The 16,214-nt window shown below is 49.0% G+C and carries 8 protein-coding genes; 4 read left to right on the forward strand and 4 right to left on the reverse strand.

Annotation, left to right across the window (positions count from 1 at the left end; all coding sequences use genetic code 11):
* Positions 1–13: 13 nt before the first annotated feature.
* Positions 14–10,768, reverse strand: coding sequence for a surfactin non-ribosomal peptide synthetase SrfAA (gene srfAA, locus BZ167_RS07855; RefSeq protein ID WP_077392022.1), 10,755 nt, complete (start codon positions 10,766–10,768; stop codon positions 14–16).
* A gap of 588 nt (positions 10,769–11,356) precedes the next feature.
* Entirely contained in the window at positions 11,357–11,719 is a 363-nt protein-coding gene (locus BZ167_RS07860) for a transcriptional activator HxlR (RefSeq protein ID WP_007409352.1), read from the reverse strand.
* 231 nt (positions 11,720–11,950) lie between these two features.
* Here BZ167_RS07860 and hxlA point away from each other — a divergent pair, with 231 nt between their 5' ends.
* The 4 genes from hxlA to BZ167_RS07880 all read left to right on the forward strand — a co-directional run bounded on the left by hxlA (position 11,951) and on the right by BZ167_RS07880 (position 14,354).
* Complete coding sequence (gene hxlA / locus BZ167_RS07865) at positions 11,951–12,586, forward strand: 3-hexulose-6-phosphate synthase (RefSeq protein WP_031378686.1); 636 nt, start codon at positions 11,951–11,953, stop codon at positions 12,584–12,586.
* Entirely contained in the window at positions 12,583–13,140 is a 558-nt protein-coding gene (gene hxlB / locus BZ167_RS07870) for a 6-phospho-3-hexuloisomerase (protein WP_039252823.1), read from the forward strand. The genes hxlA and hxlB overlap by 4 nt, the downstream gene beginning before the upstream one ends.
* Before the next feature lie 357 nt (positions 13,141–13,497).
* Positions 13,498–13,935 (forward strand): NucA/NucB deoxyribonuclease domain-containing protein, encoded by a 438-nt coding sequence (locus BZ167_RS07875; protein ID WP_003156588.1) that lies wholly within the window; start codon positions 13,498–13,500, stop codon positions 13,933–13,935.
* Between the two features lie 20 nt (positions 13,936–13,955).
* Positions 13,956–14,354 carry a competence protein ComJ gene (locus BZ167_RS07880; RefSeq protein WP_020955304.1) on the forward strand — a complete coding sequence of 133 codons (399 nt, stop codon included), beginning with the start codon at positions 13,956–13,958 and terminating at the stop codon, positions 14,352–14,354.
* A 40-nt stretch (positions 14,355–14,394) separates the two neighbouring features.
* On the opposite strand, the gene BZ167_RS07885 is transcribed toward BZ167_RS07880, so the two are convergent.
* Together BZ167_RS07885 and BZ167_RS07890 are read right to left on the reverse strand one after the other, a co-directional pair.
* A complete protein-coding gene (locus BZ167_RS07885; protein ID WP_060675311.1) occupies positions 14,395–15,831 on the reverse strand; it encodes a glycoside hydrolase family 1 protein in 1,437 nt (478 codons plus the stop codon).
* Between the two features lie 103 nt (positions 15,832–15,934).
* Positions 15,935–16,213, reverse strand: coding sequence for a YckD family protein (locus tag BZ167_RS07890; RefSeq protein ID WP_077392023.1), 279 nt, complete (start codon positions 16,211–16,213; stop codon positions 15,935–15,937).
* Position 16,214 lies beyond the last annotated feature (1 nt).

The raw sequence follows: 16,214 nt of genomic DNA on the forward strand, positions 1-16,214 counted from the left end.
TCTGTCTTTTCTGTTAGAGAATTTCCATTAATTTATCAAGTTCATCAAGCGTCAGATCATCATCGCCAAGATCGCTAGGCGTAAGCTCAGGTCCGTCTTGGGCCAGGCAGTGATCTATGATTTTCAAGAGGTGCCCTTTAAAACTGTCACTGAACGATTGAATGGTTTTTTCATGAAATTCGAGAGAATGATAGGCAAACGTCATCGTCATCTGCCCATTTTCTATAAATCCGACAATATCAAGCGCATTCGGCTTCTCTGTGTCAGGGCTCAGCGATTGTCCTGACGGCATCCCGGATCTTGTAAATAAGCCGGAATCCGACATCTCATTAAACTGGCCTAAGTAGTTAAAGCTGATATCCGGATCAATCTCAAATGAAAGATTCTCTTTATGCTCAGGCGCCGTTACATAACGCAGAATGCCGTAGCCGACTCCTTTGTTCGGGATGTGTCTGATGTCTTCTTTCATTTGTTTCAGCTGATATGAAAGATCGTCGGCGTGCTTCATCTCAAGGATCATCGGATACATGCTCGTAAACCATCCGACCGTCCGGGTGATATTCAAGCCGTCAAGAATGTCTTCGCGTCCGTGGCCTTCCAAATGAACGCCGATCGTGTCTTCACCCGTCCACTCTTTCAGCGCCAGTCCGAGCGCCGTGAGCAGGATGTCGTTCATTTCGGTGTGATAGGCTTCATGTACGTTTGTCGTCAGCTGTTCAGTTTGTTCAGGCGTCAGAGAGAAGCTGACCGTTCTCGTATGTCTCATGCGCTGATCACCAGACTGCCTGTCTTTCGGAAGCTGAGTGCATACCTCTTTTTCCTCAAGCTCTCTCCAGTAATCCGCTTCTTTCAGAAACGCCTTCGTATTTGCGTATTCTTTGATTCTCTCGGCAAATTCGGCGAATGAATGTGTTTTCGGCGGCAGCGCAGGTTCATTGCCTTGCTTCAGCTGCGTATAAACGGACGTGAAGTCCTCCAGTAAAATCCGCCAAGATACACCATCCACGACTAAGTGATGGATTGCGAGAAGAAGGTGGTCTCCATCTTCAGCCCGGAAGAGCCCGGCTTTCAAGAGATGTCCTGTTTCCAGTGAAATACTGCTTTGAAGACGGTCTGCTTCCCGTTCGATACGGTCCTCATGGTCTTCAGCAGGTCCGTTCAGCTCAAAGACGTTCAGTTCAACAGACGCATCCTCAAGCCCTCTGTAATACGGTTTTTGTTCACGATAAATCATCCGCAGCGCATCATGGTGCACCGTCAGGACATGTAATGTTTTTTCTGTTATCTCCGGATCAAATCCGTCTTTCGCGTGAAGCATGACGGATTGGTTCCAGTGGTGTTTGTCCGTGAAGTTTTTCTCAAAGAACCAGCGCTGGATCGGCGTTAAGGCCGCTTCGCCTTCGACAGGGCCCTGGTCGGCCTGCTTGCCTTCCGTCCGCTCCACATAGGAGACGAGCTCTTCGATGGTCGGATGCTGGAAGAGATCTTTCATCTCCAGCTTGTAGCCGTGCTGGTTCAGGCGGCTCGCCATTTGGATGCCTTTGATCGAGTCGCCGCCGAGCGTAAAGAAATTATCGCTTACGCCGATCTGGTCAAGACCGAGTACTTCCTGCCAAATGTCGGAAAGCAGCGTCTCCATCTCCGTTTCCGGCGCTTTGTAAGCGGCGCTTCCCGCTTCAATGTCCGGTTCCGGCAGGGCTTTTTTGTCAATCTTTCCGTTTGCTGTGACCGGAAGCTCGTCCATCTCCACCCAGAACGCCGGCACCATGTAGTCAGGCAGCGTGTCTTTCAGCGCGGATTTGAGCGCTTCAATATCGTCCTGCTGGGGCGCGACATAGGCGCAAAGCGCGGTATTGCCCGCTTTGTCTTCCACGGCCGTCACCGCTGCGTCATGAACGTCCGCAAGCTGGGCGAGGCGGACTTCGATTTCTGAAAGCTCGATCCGGTAGCCCCGCACTTTGACCTGCTGGTCGATACGGCCGATGTATTCGATGCCGCACTGCGCGTTCCATTTGACGAGGTCGCCGGTCCGGTACATGCGCTCGCCAGGCACGAACGGATCGGCGGTAAACCGCTTCGCCGTTTCTTCTTCACGGTTCAGGTATCCGCGCGCCAGACCGCGGCCGGCCACGCACAATTCACCGGCAATGCCTTCCGGCTGCACCTGATCGCCGTCGCCGAGAATATAAACTCTCGTATTGGCAATCGCCCGTCCGATCGAAAGCGATCCTTCCTCCGGATTGATGACGCCGCTTGTCGCGACGACGGTGTTTTCCGTCGGGCCGTAGTTGTTGATGATCGTGTACGGCTGTTTCACCGCCCGCTTCAGCTTGTCGCCGCCGACGAGAAGCATGCGGAGGGAGGTATTTTCCAGCTCCATAAATTGTTCGGCAAGCTGCGTCGGCAGGAAGGTGATGGTCACGCCGTTCTCCTCGAAATAGTGATTTAAGCGGGTGATATCCAGCCGGATCGCTTCGTCAATGACGTGAAGCTCCGCGCCGATGGTCCATGTCGGGAACATCTCCCAGATGGAGGCGTCAAAACCGAAGCCCGCGTATTTGGCGCTTTTATCATCCGCCGTCATGGCGAATGCGTCGTGATGCCAGAAGCACAGGTTCACCAGCGCATGGTGTTCGACCATGACACCCTTCGGCTGTCCGGTCGTTCCTGATGTGTAAATCATATAAGCGAGATGATCCGCCGTTGTTTCCGTCTGCGGGTTCGCTTCATCGTTTTCATCAAGCGGCAGGCTCAGAATGGAGCGGCTGCCGTCAAGCAGGATCGTTTCTCCGTTGTAGCTTTCCGGCACGCCCAGCGCTTCCTGGGTGAGAAGAAGCTTGGCCCCGCTGTCCTGCAGAATGTAGCTGATACGCTCTTCCGGGTAGTCGGGGTCAATCGGCACAAATGCCGCGCCCGCTTTCAGGACGCCGAGTACGCCCGCGGCCATTTCCAAGGACGGTTTCGTCAAAATGCCGACACGTTCGTCAGCCGTGACGCCGCAGTCCATGAGAATGCGCGCGATGCGATTCGCCCTTGCGTTCAGCTCGCCGTACGTCCATTTCGCGCCGTTGTATGCCGCGGCCGGCCGGTTCGCGTAGCGGGCGGCCGTTTCTTCAAAGAGACGGTGAACCGTTTTGTCCCGCGGCACAGAAATTGTTTTTCCTTTCCATGCGTCAAGGAGGGCTTGTTTTTCTGTTTTATTCACCAATGAAAGCTCAGAAAGCTTTGCAGCCGGATTTTCCGCTGCGGCTTCTAACAGTTGAAGCCAGTAATGCTTCCATGTCTCTGCCGTTTCCGGTTTAAACAGCGCGGTGTTATATTCAAGCACAAACGTTAAGCCTTCGTCTGTGTCCTCAACCGTCATTGTCAGGTCAAACTTGGCTGTTTTTCTGTCAAACGGATGGTGCTTCAGCTCAATTCCTTCCATGACCAGATCTTCCGCATTTGCATTTTGCATTGAGAATACCGCATCAAACAGCGGATTTCTGCTCGTATCACGCTGCACCTCAACCTTTTGCAGAAGGTCTTCAAGCGGATAATCCTGCGCGTCAAATGCATGTAAAGCGGTTTGTTTCACTTCTTTAAGATAGTCCGTGAACGTTTTGTCCGCTTCCGGATACGTACGAAGCGCGAGTGTATTCACAAAAACACCAATGACGTTTGCGAGATCCGCATGTGACCGTCCCGCAACCGGCGAGCCGACAATGATGTCATGCTGTCCGCTCAGTTTTGAGAGAAAGGCGCTGTATGTCGCCAGCAGCACCATGTACATGGTAGAATCCGTTTGTTTCGCAAGACTGCGAAGAGCCGACGTCTGTTCCTCAGTCAGAGAAAAGACCAGCTTGTCTCCTTCAAAGGTTTGCACGGCCGGACGGCTGTAATCAGCCGGCAGCGTCAATACCGGAAGCTCGCCGTCAAGCTCCCGAAGCCAATGCTCCTCCTGCTTGCGGTACTGCTCTGATTGAATAAATTTCTGCTGCCATACCGCATAGTCTTTATAATGAATCCGCAGCGGCTCAAGCGTTTCGCCGCCATACAAACGGGACAGTTCATCTATCAGCACGCCGACTGAAGCGCCGTCCGAAATGATATGGTGCATGTCAAACAGCAGCAGGTGGTCATGTTCAGCCAGCTTGACCAGTCCCGTTCTGACGAGAGGAAGCTGATCCAGGCGGAACGGCCGGATAAAGCTCTGAATAATCCGTTCAGCATCTTCTTCAGAGGCTTCATAATATTCCATGTCGATATCAGCTTCCGCCCATATGCGCTGAACCGTTTCTCCATCCTTTATGTCAAATGTCGTTCTGAAGGCTTCATGGCGTTCTGTCAGCTGTTTCATGACGGATTTCAGCTTTTCTGTATCAAGCTTTCCTTTTAAGCGGAGCACAGACGGCATGTTATAGCTTGTTTCAGCGCCTTCCAGCTGCTGAAGCACGAACATCCGCTTCTGCGGTGAAGAAACCGGATACGTTTCCCGCTCGGCCGCCGGTGCGATGCTCTCTGCCGCCTTCCGCTCAGCCCCTTCAATCAGCTGCGCCAGCCCCGCAGCGGTCGGAGAAGTGAACAGATCCTTTAAGGTAAGCTGCACGCCGAATGTCTTCTGGATAAGGGCCAGCAGTTTCATCCCCGCTAACGAGTGGCCCCCGATCTCAAAGAACTGGTCATGGACGCCGACCCGCTCCATTTGCAGCACCTCAGCCCAAATATCCGCCAGTTTTTGTTCTGTTTCATTGCGCGGCGCCGTATATGACACGGCATTCGCTGCGGTCACATCCGGCATCGGCAGCGCCCGCCTGTCGATTTTTCCGTTCCCTGTAAGAGGCAGTTCATCCAATTGAATAAAGACGGACGGAATCATATAAGCCGGAAGATCCTTCGCCGTATGCTCCCTCAGCTCCCGGGAAGAGATTTCCCTGAGGCCGACAACATACGCGCAAAGAAGTTTGTCACCCGCGCCCTGATCCACAGCGAGCACAATGCATTCCTGAATCTGGTCATGGCTTTGGAGCTGATGCTCAATTTCGCCAAGCTCAATCCGCTGACCGCGGATTTTCACCTGATGGTCGATACGTCCGATAAACTCGATATCGCCATTCGGAAGCCATCTGGCCAAGTCGCCCGTTTTATACATCCGTTCACCTTCCTTAAACGGATGCTTTACAAATTTTTCTTCCGTCAGTTCAGGACGGTTGTAGTAGCCTTCTACGAGACCTTCACCGCTGACGCACAGCTCTCCCGCGATACCCGCCGGCTGAATGCGTCCGGCTGAGTTCATGATGAAGACTTCCGTATTGCTGACCGGTTTCCCGATCGGAACGGAGAGCGTATCCTCTTCAATGACATCCACCGGATGGTATGTCGCAAACACCGTGCTTTCCGACGGGCCGTACATATGAAGCAGTCTTCCTTTTCCGACTGCCGCAAGCGCCTTTTTGACATGTTCTACAGACGCTCTTTCGCCCCCGAACATGATTTTCCGAAGCGTCGTCAGACAGGACGGCTCCATATCAACAAGCAGGTGGAACAGGGCCGTCGTAATCATCAGAATACTGACGTTCTCCCGTTTGATCACACGGGACAGGCGTGACATATCCAGCACCGTATCTTTCGGGACGATCACAAGCTTTGCACCGTTTAACAGCGAACCGAACATATCAAACATAAAAGCGTCAAAAACGTAGTTTGACAGACCGAGCACTGTGTCCTCTTCAGAAACAGTCAAATAGTTCGTGTTTTTTACCGTCCGCAAAATGTTGGCATGTGTGACGATGTTTCCTTTCGGCGTTCCCGTCGTGCCTGATGTATAAGTGAGATTGGCAATCGTTTTGGAATCTAACGGCAATGCTGGATTGTGAGAGTCCTTTTCATAGCTCGCCTCATCATCAGCAAGCACAATGACGCCTTGAAAACCGGCCTTTTCCGCAAGCGGCTTGAGGCTTTGCTGAGTCAGGAGCACATTCGCCCCGCTGTCGCGGAAGAAATGCTGAATCCGCTGAACCGGATGCTCAGGATCAATCGGCACATAGGCGGACCCCGCTTTTAACACAGCCATAATGGAAACAATCATATCCATTGACCGTTCACACAGAACAGCCGCGGTTTTTCCGCCGCCTCCGACCGAAAGAATATGCCGCGCAAGCCTGTTGGCGCGTTCATTCAGCTGCTGATACGACAGGGTTTCCCCTTCGAACTGTAGAGCCGTCCGGTCAGGGTTCTTTCGGGCCTGTTCTTCAAAGATCTGCACGATCGTTTGCTCTTTCGGGTACGCCGTGCGTTCCGGGTTGAACCGCTGTAATTGGTTCAAAGCCTCCCGTTCAGAAAGCAGATCATATTCGCTGATTTTCGCATCCGGCTGAGCTGCCGCGCTCTCCAGCAGACGGACATAGTGCGCAAGCATGCGATCCGCAGTTGAGCGCTTAAACAGCTTCGTGCAATAATCCAAATCAAGCGCAATGCCTTCCGCTGTTTCCCGGGCCTGCATGGTCAGGTCGAATTTGGCGATATTGAAGTTTGTTTCATGAAGAGACAGCGTCAGATTACCGATCTCCGGAATTCCGTCCGAGGCGTTTTGCAGACTGAACATCGTGTCAAATATCGGATGCCTGCTCATGTCCCGGGGCACGTTCAGCTCCTCGGTCAGCCACTCAAACGGATAATCCTGATGAGAAAACGCATCCAGCACCTGCTTGCGCACATGACCTAACAAGCCGGCAAATGTCTGATCCTGCTTCACGGAGCTTCGCAGCGCAAGCGTGTTGACAAACATCCCGATGAGCCCCTCGGTATCGGAGTGATTTCTTCCCGCTGACGGTGTTCCCACGATGATGTCTTCCTGTCCCGAATACTTAGAAAGCAGCGTATAGTATGCTGATAACAGCACCATGTAAAGGGTGGCTCCGTTTTTCTCGGCAAGCTTCTGCAGCCGTTCCCGCAGCATTTTCGGCAGCTTGGCGGACACGCGGTCACCTTCAAAGCTTTGCACCTGCGGCCGCGGATAATCAGGGAGCAGCTGAAGCACCGGCAGTTCGCCGCTGAAGACTTCTTTCCAGTACGCCCGCTCCTTCTTGTAGCCTTCTTTCGCCCGTTCCGCCTGCCATACGGCATAATCTTTATATTGAATGCGCAATTCAGGCAGCTGATTTCCGCCGTAGATGTCAGCCAGTTCCTTCAGCATGATGGAAATAGACACCCCGTCAGAAATCAGGTGATGCATATCAAACAGCAGCATATGGCGATTGTGACCGAGCGTTTGCAGGCCGATTCTGAACAGCGGCGCCTCAGATAAATCAAAACGGCGCACAAAGTCCTTCATGACCTGTTCATTCGTTCTTCCGCGCGCTTCGATCATTTCAATATGAAACGGAACATGCTCGCCAATCACTTGTCTCGGCGTGCCGTCCTCTGATTGAAACGATGTTCTGAGCGCTTCATGCCTGCTGATTAAGGCAGAAAATGCACGCTCAAGCTTTTCACGGTCTAAAGCGCCCTCAATCATGGCCGCAGCCGGCATGTTATATCCGACTCCCGCGTCTTCAAATTGGCTTGCGATATAAGTCCGCTGCTGAGCGAGCGAAAGCGGATAGCTCGCCTGCTTCTCAGCCGGCTCAATTGCACTGAATGCCGGTCCTTCGTTTCGGTTTTCCGCATAATCGGCAAGCGCCGCAATCGTCGGATGCTCAAACAAGTATTGCAGCGGAATTTCAACGCCCATTTGCTTATGAATTTTCGTCAGAAGCGTCATTGCCTTTAATGAATGACCGCCTGACTCGAAGAAATGATCATAAATGCCCGCCTTGTCCATTCCGAGAACTTCCTGCCAGATGACGGCAAGTGTTTCCTCCGTTTCATTTCTCGGCGCGGCATATTCAGATGAGCTGACAGCCTGCACATCAAGCGCAAACAGCTTTTTGCGGTCCGCCTTCCCGCTTGGCGTGAGCGGAATTTCGTCCGTTTTTGTAAAGTAAGCGGGCACCATGTAATCAGGAAGGTGCTTGGACACATACTCCCTGTACTCGGCAGGGTGAAACTCGGTTCCTTTTTCCTGAACGATATATGCGCAGACATCTAAGCTGCCCTGCTGATCCGGCCGTGCCAGCACGACGGCCTGCGCCGCGCCCGGGGCTTTTCTGAGCACCGTTTCAATTTCTCCCAGCTCAATGCGGTAGCCGCGGACTTTCACCTGATCATCTTCACGGCCGATATATTCGATCGTCCCGTCCGGCAGCCAGCGCGCCATATCACCCGTGCGGTACATGCGGCCGCTTCCGTTAAACGGGTCCTGCAAAAACTTCTCTGCGGTCAAATCCGGAAGATTTAAATAGCCGCGGCCTACACCGTCACCCGCGATATACAGCTCACCGGCCGTGCCGTCGGGCTGAAGCCGCTGGTGCTTATCCAATATATACAGACGGGCGTTGCCGAGCGGTTTTCCGATCGGAACGTACGCCGCCTGTTGATTCATTCCGTTATCCGCTGACACCTGATGCACGGACGCATCTACGCACGTTTCTGTCGGCCCGTAGACATTCGTCAGACGCGGCGTCCTGCCCGATTGATGAAAGAGCGTCATCAGCTGTTCAGCAACAGCCGCGGACAGACCCTCTCCCCCAATGAGCATGTGGCGCAATTCAATTCCGCTGACATCTCCCGCCGCAACCATCATCTGCAGATGCGCAGGCGTTCCGTCAGTGGCTTCAATCCGGTTTTGACGATAATAGTCCAGCAGTGCCGAGCCATTCGTTACAGTCGTTTTCGGCACGATATAAAGCGTCTGTCCCAAAAGAAGCGAGGCAAAAATCTGTTTGACGGACGCATCAAAATGAAACGGAGCCAAAAGCGCCATTCTTAATGTCTGCTCACCGCATTGATAAATCTCCTGCTGCAGTGATTGCACCAGATGATGAACTTGCCGGTGCTCAATCATCACGCCTTTCGGCCGCCCCGTTGTACCTGACGTGTAGATGATGTAAGCCAGCCGGTCTGATTGTGTGCTGACACCGTCCGCAGCCGTCTCATACTGAACAGCCTCGTCAAAATCAATCCGTTCGGCATCCGCTGCAGGCGCCTGTATCCCGGCCTCCGTCAGAACAGCCTTCGCTCCGCTGTCCTCCAAAATGTACTGAATCCGATCCGCCGGAAAATCAGGATCTATCGGCACATAGGCGCCGCCTGCTTTCAAAATTCCCAATATTGCCGCAATGACACGCTCAGAACGGCCAAGCAGCACCGCGACAGGAGTATCGGCTGATATCCCGGCTTTAAGAAGGCGTCCGGCAATACGGCCTGACTGTTCATGCAATGTGCGATAGGACAATGTTCGGCCTTCATACACAACCGCGGGTTTGTCAGACAGTGACTTCACTTTCTCTTCAAACAGCCCCGGTATCGTCATCTCCCCGCGGTAATTCACCGGATTGCCGGAGGCCCGTTTCAGCAGCCGCTCTTTCTCGGATTCAGAAAGAAGAGTAAGTTCATCAATTATGCGATCAGGAGATGAAATCGCATCTTCAATCAGCGTGATCAAACGTTCAGAAACAGATTCAATCTCTTCCCCCTTGAAAATGTCGCTGCGATAGTCAAAATCAATTGTCAATTTCCCGGTGTCCCATCGTTCCTTCACATGAATTGAAATATCATTTGTACCGCTTCCGCTGAAAATAGGGTCTGTCAGGAAGGACAGATTCTCTTTTTTCTGCCACTGCATCACCTGGTACTCCAGAGCCACCGTAAACAATCTGCTCAGCGAACTTTTCGAAGCGCGCAAATCATTGACAAGCAGGTTATACGGATACTTTTGGTGACGGAGAATTTTCATCAGATCCTTCATCCGGCCTTTAACGAATTCCAAGAACGACTGTCCTCCGTCAACACTTGTCCGCACAGGAACTGTAGATACGAACATCCCGAGCATCTGCTTTTCTTTCGCATTCGTCCGGTTTCCCATAAACGTACCTGTGACAACGTCATCCCGGCCGGTCACTTTGTAGAGATAAGTGATCAGAGCTGACTGGAACAGAGATAGTACGCTGACTTTATGCTCCTCGCAGAATGAATGAATGCGGCCATATAAGTCGTGAGGAATTTCTTGAGAAAACCGTTTCGCATCAAGACCCGCATCTGCCTGGCTCCGTTTCAGGGACACAAGCTCCGGCACGGTCTCAAACTGCCCGTTCCAAAAATCCCGATCCTTTTTAAACCGCTTCGACTGCACATATTCCTGCTCTGTCAGCACGTGCTCGATAAAAGAAGGAATCTCCGTCTGTTCCTCACTTGCTCCGCCTGAGAGCTCCAAATAAATATCGGTAATCGCATTGCCCAGAATCGTCATGGAAATCCCGTCTGAAATAATGTGATGCACATTAACGTAGAACCAGACCTCATTTTCGCTGATGGTATACACGGAAAAACGGAATAAATCCTGATCATATAACGCCAGAGGTTTGCCAGCTTCTTCACGCCCCCATTTGGACAGCTCGTCCGCAGAGCAGCCGGCTCGCCTGATGTCTGTATGTTCGATAGTCAGCGGACGGTATTCGCTCACATATTGAACGGGCTCCCCCTCATCATCAAGCCGCAGACGGATTCTCATCGACTCATACCGCCGGACGAATTCCTGTATCGCTTTCTCAACGTAATGAGCCTGTACGCCGTCATCAGAAATGAGTTTCCCGAACCCGGCAAGATTTGAAATACTTGTGTTCGGATAGAATTTTTCTGTATACCAGATACGTTTTTGAGCATTTGTTAAAGGATAAAAAGTTATTTCCATATGTATGCGCCTCCCCTTTTTAAGATAAAATTGTCAATTCTCCCTTAGAAACAGCCTCCCTCAATGTCCCTAACTCATTATCAAGCCAAAAGAACCACTTACCTCCAAAACAATCCCGATTCAATCACCGCCGAAATCCGTCATCCGTTCACCCGCAAAGTCCGAAATGCGGCTCAAATTTATGAGAAATCAAGACAAGAATCCAATGTTTGTAAGCAACAGGGTTTACCTATTTCTTCATGAATTACTATATATCTACTTACGTTCACTTTATATGAAATTATTGTTTTTATCACCGAAAAATGGGTGAAAAGTTTCATTCGGCACACCGAAAAAAATTCCGACAATTCCAGAGGGTATTTTGCGGCATCCCGCAATTTATTTTTAAAAATATTATTTATGTAAAATTAAAAATCTTTAAACTATAATGAAAATCTGTCGAATATCCAGTTATGGCAGAATGAAAAAAATTTACGTACGTAAGCTGACCCGGAAAAAACAGCGCAAGAACCGAAACAGGAGATTTAATCGTTCGCAATATGATTTCATTAAACCGCAAAAAAAGCACTCTATTTTACATAGAGCACTTCAAAAAGATTCCTTTATTGCAGTTTTATCAATGTTGATTAATTCCATATAATCTTTTCCCCACTTATACATGGCGTCCAGAATCGGCATAAGGCTTTCTCCTTGCGCCGTTAAAGAATACTCCACTTTCGGAGGGACGACAGGGTAAACTTCCCTGTGAACGATCAGATCCTGCTCCAGCTCTCTGAGCTGATTCACAAGAATTTTGTGCGTAATATCCGGAATTAAAGCTTTCAGCTCATTAAACCGCTTTGTCCCTTCTTTTCCCAAGTGCCACATAATCAGCATTTTCCACTTCCCGCCTATCACGGCAAGCGTCAATTCCTTTTCGCAATTAAACGTTTTCTCATCCATTCGGCTCACGGACAATTCTCCTTCCTCTTACTTTTTGTACGGTCATCATCTATTCATACACGCTTACTTTTTTACACAACTTTCATCAGTTTATACTACCACGCAGTTTTGCTGAAACAAAGCGCATTGCCTGCGGGGACAGTATCCTCAAAGTAACTATTAGACTTCAAAGTGCGTACTTCTCAACATGCGGGGCACTTTATAGAATGGAAATACATGAAAAAGAGGAGTGGATATAAAGTGGAATTACAGCTGGCATTAGACTTAGTAAATATCCCGGAAGCAATTGAACTTGTGAAAGAGGTCGAACCATATATAGATGTTGTAGAAATCGGCACTCCCGTTGTCATTAATGAAGGACTGAAAGCCGTGCAGGAAATGAAATCAGCCTTTCCTCACTTGAAAGTGCTTGCCGATCTTAAAATCATGGATGCAGGCGGTTACGAGATTATGAAAGCGGCAGAAGCGGGAGCTGACATCATCACCGTTTTAGGAGCGACAGACGACTCAACGATCAAAGGGGCGGTTGCCGAAGCAAAAAAACAGCAGAAAAAAATTCTCGTCGACATGATTAACGTAAAAAACCTTGAAACAAGGGCAAAAGAAATTGACCAACTCGGTGTTGATTATATTTGTGTTCACACAGGTTATGATCTTCAAGCAGAAGGAAAAAATTCATTCGAGGAACTGACAGCGATTAAAAAAGCGGTCAAGAGCGCTAAAACCGCAATTGCCGGAGGCATTAAACTTGATACGCTTCCTGAAGCCATCAAACAAAACCCAGATTTAATCATTGTCGGCGGAGGCATTACGGGAGCTGACAATAAAGCGGATGCTGCTGCTAAAATGAAACAGCTGATCACACAAGGATCATGAAAACGACTGAATACTTACATGAAATACTAAATGAAATAACCCGCACCGCAGCATTAATATCCGACAGTGAAGCTGACAAGCTTGCGAATCAGATTTTATCGGCAGATCAAATCTTCACGTCCGGAGCGGGACGTTCCGGCTTTATGGCTAAAGCGTTCGCCATGAGGATGATGCACATCGGCCTGAACGCTTACATCGTCGGTGAGACGCTTACCCCTCCCCTCCAAGAAGGCGGTCTCGTCATCATCGGCTCAGGCTCAGGCGAAACAAAAAGTCTGCTTCATACGGCTGAAAAAGCCAAAAGCCTTAACGGCATCATCACTGCATTAACGATTAACCCCGACTCAAGTCTCGGCAAACTTGCGGATCTTACAATAACGATTCCCGGCTCTCCTAAGGAAGAGACCGGCGGAGACAGAAAGACGATTCAGCCGATGGGTTCTTTATTCGAACAAACTCTTCTGCTGTTTTACGATGCGGTTATTCTAAAAATCATGGAGAAAAAAGAATTGAATTCAGCAGACATGTTTACAAAGCATGCGAATCTGGAATGATTTGCTGACGGCCTTCTTATCAGATGGCCGTCTTTTTATCGTCTTGTTGCGCACGGTCATGCAGACCAAGGTTTTCGGGTCGGACACTCGCAGACGAAGATATCCTGCCGGTGAGCTTATCGCTATAATAAGTCAATTGACGATACACCCGCAACCGTTCATTTCTGAATAGGGAAACGGCAAAAAACACTTTCTGATTGAATTTTTAATGAATAAAGTTGATTTGTGCGGATGGTTTTACAGATATTCAGCTGAATTGCGGCTGAGAAATATATTTTAACAGCTTTACAGCCGGCCGATTCTGCTTTATTCTTGGACCAGCTTTACAGCAATTAAAACTGGAGGTGATTGATACTCTTGAAAACATTAAAAGCACTGCTGCTTGTTCTTATCATCATTGCCGGAGCAGTCGCGGCCCTGATCAAGGGTGATCTTTTCTCAGATAACGAGCAGACCGTTCAGAAGAGTGATTACGACAAAGTAATCTTATTTCCGTCCGATCGATATCCGGAAACAGCAAAGCATATTAAGGACGCGATAAAAGAAGGACATTCCAGCATATGCACCATTGACAGAGACGGAGTACATAAGCGGCGTGAGCAATCCCTTAAACATGTGCCTGTCAAAACGGGATACGATAGAGATGAATGGCCGATGGCGGTTTGTAAACAGGGCGGAAACAACGCCTCCGTAGAATATATTTCTCCGGCAGACAACCGCGGAGCCGGCTCTTGGGTCGGACACCAGCTTACCAATGATCCCGACGGAACGAGAGTATTATTTAAAATCAAGTAAAAAACAGGAGGAACAGCGCATTGAATAAATCATGGAAACCGCAAGAACTGGCCATTTCTTATCATCAATTTACAATCTTCCAAAAAGATTCAGAACCGCCTGTTATCGATTGGACCGATGAAGCCATTGAAAAAGGATATGCGGAAGCTGACGGAGCTGTTTCATTTGAGGCAAGGAGAAATACGAGGGCATTTATCGTCCTCAGGCTTAACACAAGTGAACCGGTACCATCCTATGAGAAAAAAGCGACTGTTCCCTTTGAGGCTGTAAAAGATGGAATTGAGATTGAAAGCGTGATGTCAAAGCGGCTTTTCTTTCATATTCCGAAAGGCCGATACAGCCTTACCTGTTATTCAGTGCCTGCCGAAATATCCGATCTTCATGCGGATACGTATATTATTGATGCAGCCGCAATGTAAAAGAAATCCCTGAGAGAATCATATTTCTCTCAGGGAACTTTTATAAACTTTTACCGTTTGTTTCAATTACATTCTGGTACCAATAAAAACTTTTTTTCCTGATCCGTTTCAAATCCTTTTCATCTTCTTCATCTCGATTGATATAGACAAAACCGTAGCGTTTTTGATAGCCGTTCAGCCAGCTTAACAGATCCGTGAATGACCAGCTGCAGTAGCCGATGAGATGAACTCCGTCACTAATGGCCTCTCTGCACTGTTCAAGATGGGAGCTTAAATAGTCAATTCTGTAGTCATCCTGAATTGAGCCGTCTTCTTCTATTTTATCGAATTCCCCCAGCCCGTTTTCTGTTATAAAAACCGGCAGCTCATAGCGGCTCGTTATACGCCGGAGGCCGATGCGCAGACCTATCGGGTCAATCGTCCAATCCCAATTACTCGTCACGAGGTTCGGATTCTTTTTCGTTTTAAACAGCCCCGGCATACCGGTATCCTGGTTTGTCCCTTTCTGACCAGTCGTGTTCATTTTCCCATCCGATACACCGTCAAGAGGATTTCTTTCGTACGTAATCGTCTGATAATAATTAACACCGATAAAATCCGGCTTGCCTTTTGCAAGCAATTCCATATCCCCGGCTTCAATGGCGGGCGCCCAGCCCTTTTCCTTTAAATAATTGAAAGGAATTTGCGGATAAGTCCCCCGGCAATACATATCAAGCCACCAATGGTTCATAAATTCCTCTGCGTTTTCAAATGCAGTTATGTCTTCAGGATGACTTGTAAGCGGATAAGCCGGTGAATAAGCGAAGCTCGGGCCGATCATGCCGCCAGGAACATATTGTCTGAAGGATTCAATCGCTTTGGCATTAGCTAAAAATGCGATATGATTGGCTTCATAAAATCGTTTTCTGTCCTTTACGCCGGGCGGATGTGCAGCTGTAATAAACCCGTTATGAAAATTATAATTCTGCTCATTTAACGTGACCCAGTATTTCACCTTGCCGGCGAATCTTTTGTATAACGTAATACAGTAATTATTAAAATCATCAATCATTTTTCTTGATTCAAAGCCGCCGTATTCATCCATCAGCGCCTGAGGCAAGTCCCAGTGATAAAGAGTCAGCACCGGCTCAATATCGTTAGAAATCAATTCATCGATCAGGTCTTCGTAAAATGCGATCCCTGATTCGTTGATTTCCCCTCTGCCATTCGGAAAAATTCTCGGCCAGCTGACAGAAAAGCGGTAAGCTTTCAAACCCATTTCTGCCATCAATGCGATATCTTCTTTATAACGCTCATAATGGCCGACTGCTGTATCGCCATTTGAGCCTTTAAACGTTTTACCCGGTATTTTCGTGAATAAGTCCCATACTGAAGGTCCTTTACCGTCTTTATTCCAGGCTCCTTCAACCTGATAGGCAGCCGAGGCTGACCCCCATAGAAATGTATCAGGGAACAGGCCCTGTTTTTTATGTATCATGTGTTTCATCCTCCTGATGCGTATGATATTGATATCATACGTTATGAAACGCGTTTCAGAGCAATCCCGATAAAAACAAAAAAGCATCCGGCTTGCCGGATGCTTAAGAATGATGATGCCGCTTTTCCAATTTATGAGGCGGAGGCTTCGGGACAAACCCATTTCGTTTCATCATGTTAAAGCGCCTGTCCATATGCTGTTTAATATGTTCTGCTTTTTCTTTCGGCAGGACTCCGTACTCAACATATTTGGATATGACATGTTTTCGTTTTTCGAGCACTTCTTTTTCAAGTGATTCAATTTCTTTTTTCTGCTGTTCCGTGAGTGACATGGTTGAAGGCATTTTTGTTCCGGCGGCGTGTGCCGGCATTGTGAAAACCATT

The organism is Bacillus sp. 275 (assembly GCF_001999205.1).
GTDB lineage: Bacteria > Bacillota > Bacilli > Bacillales > Bacillaceae > Bacillus > Bacillus velezensis.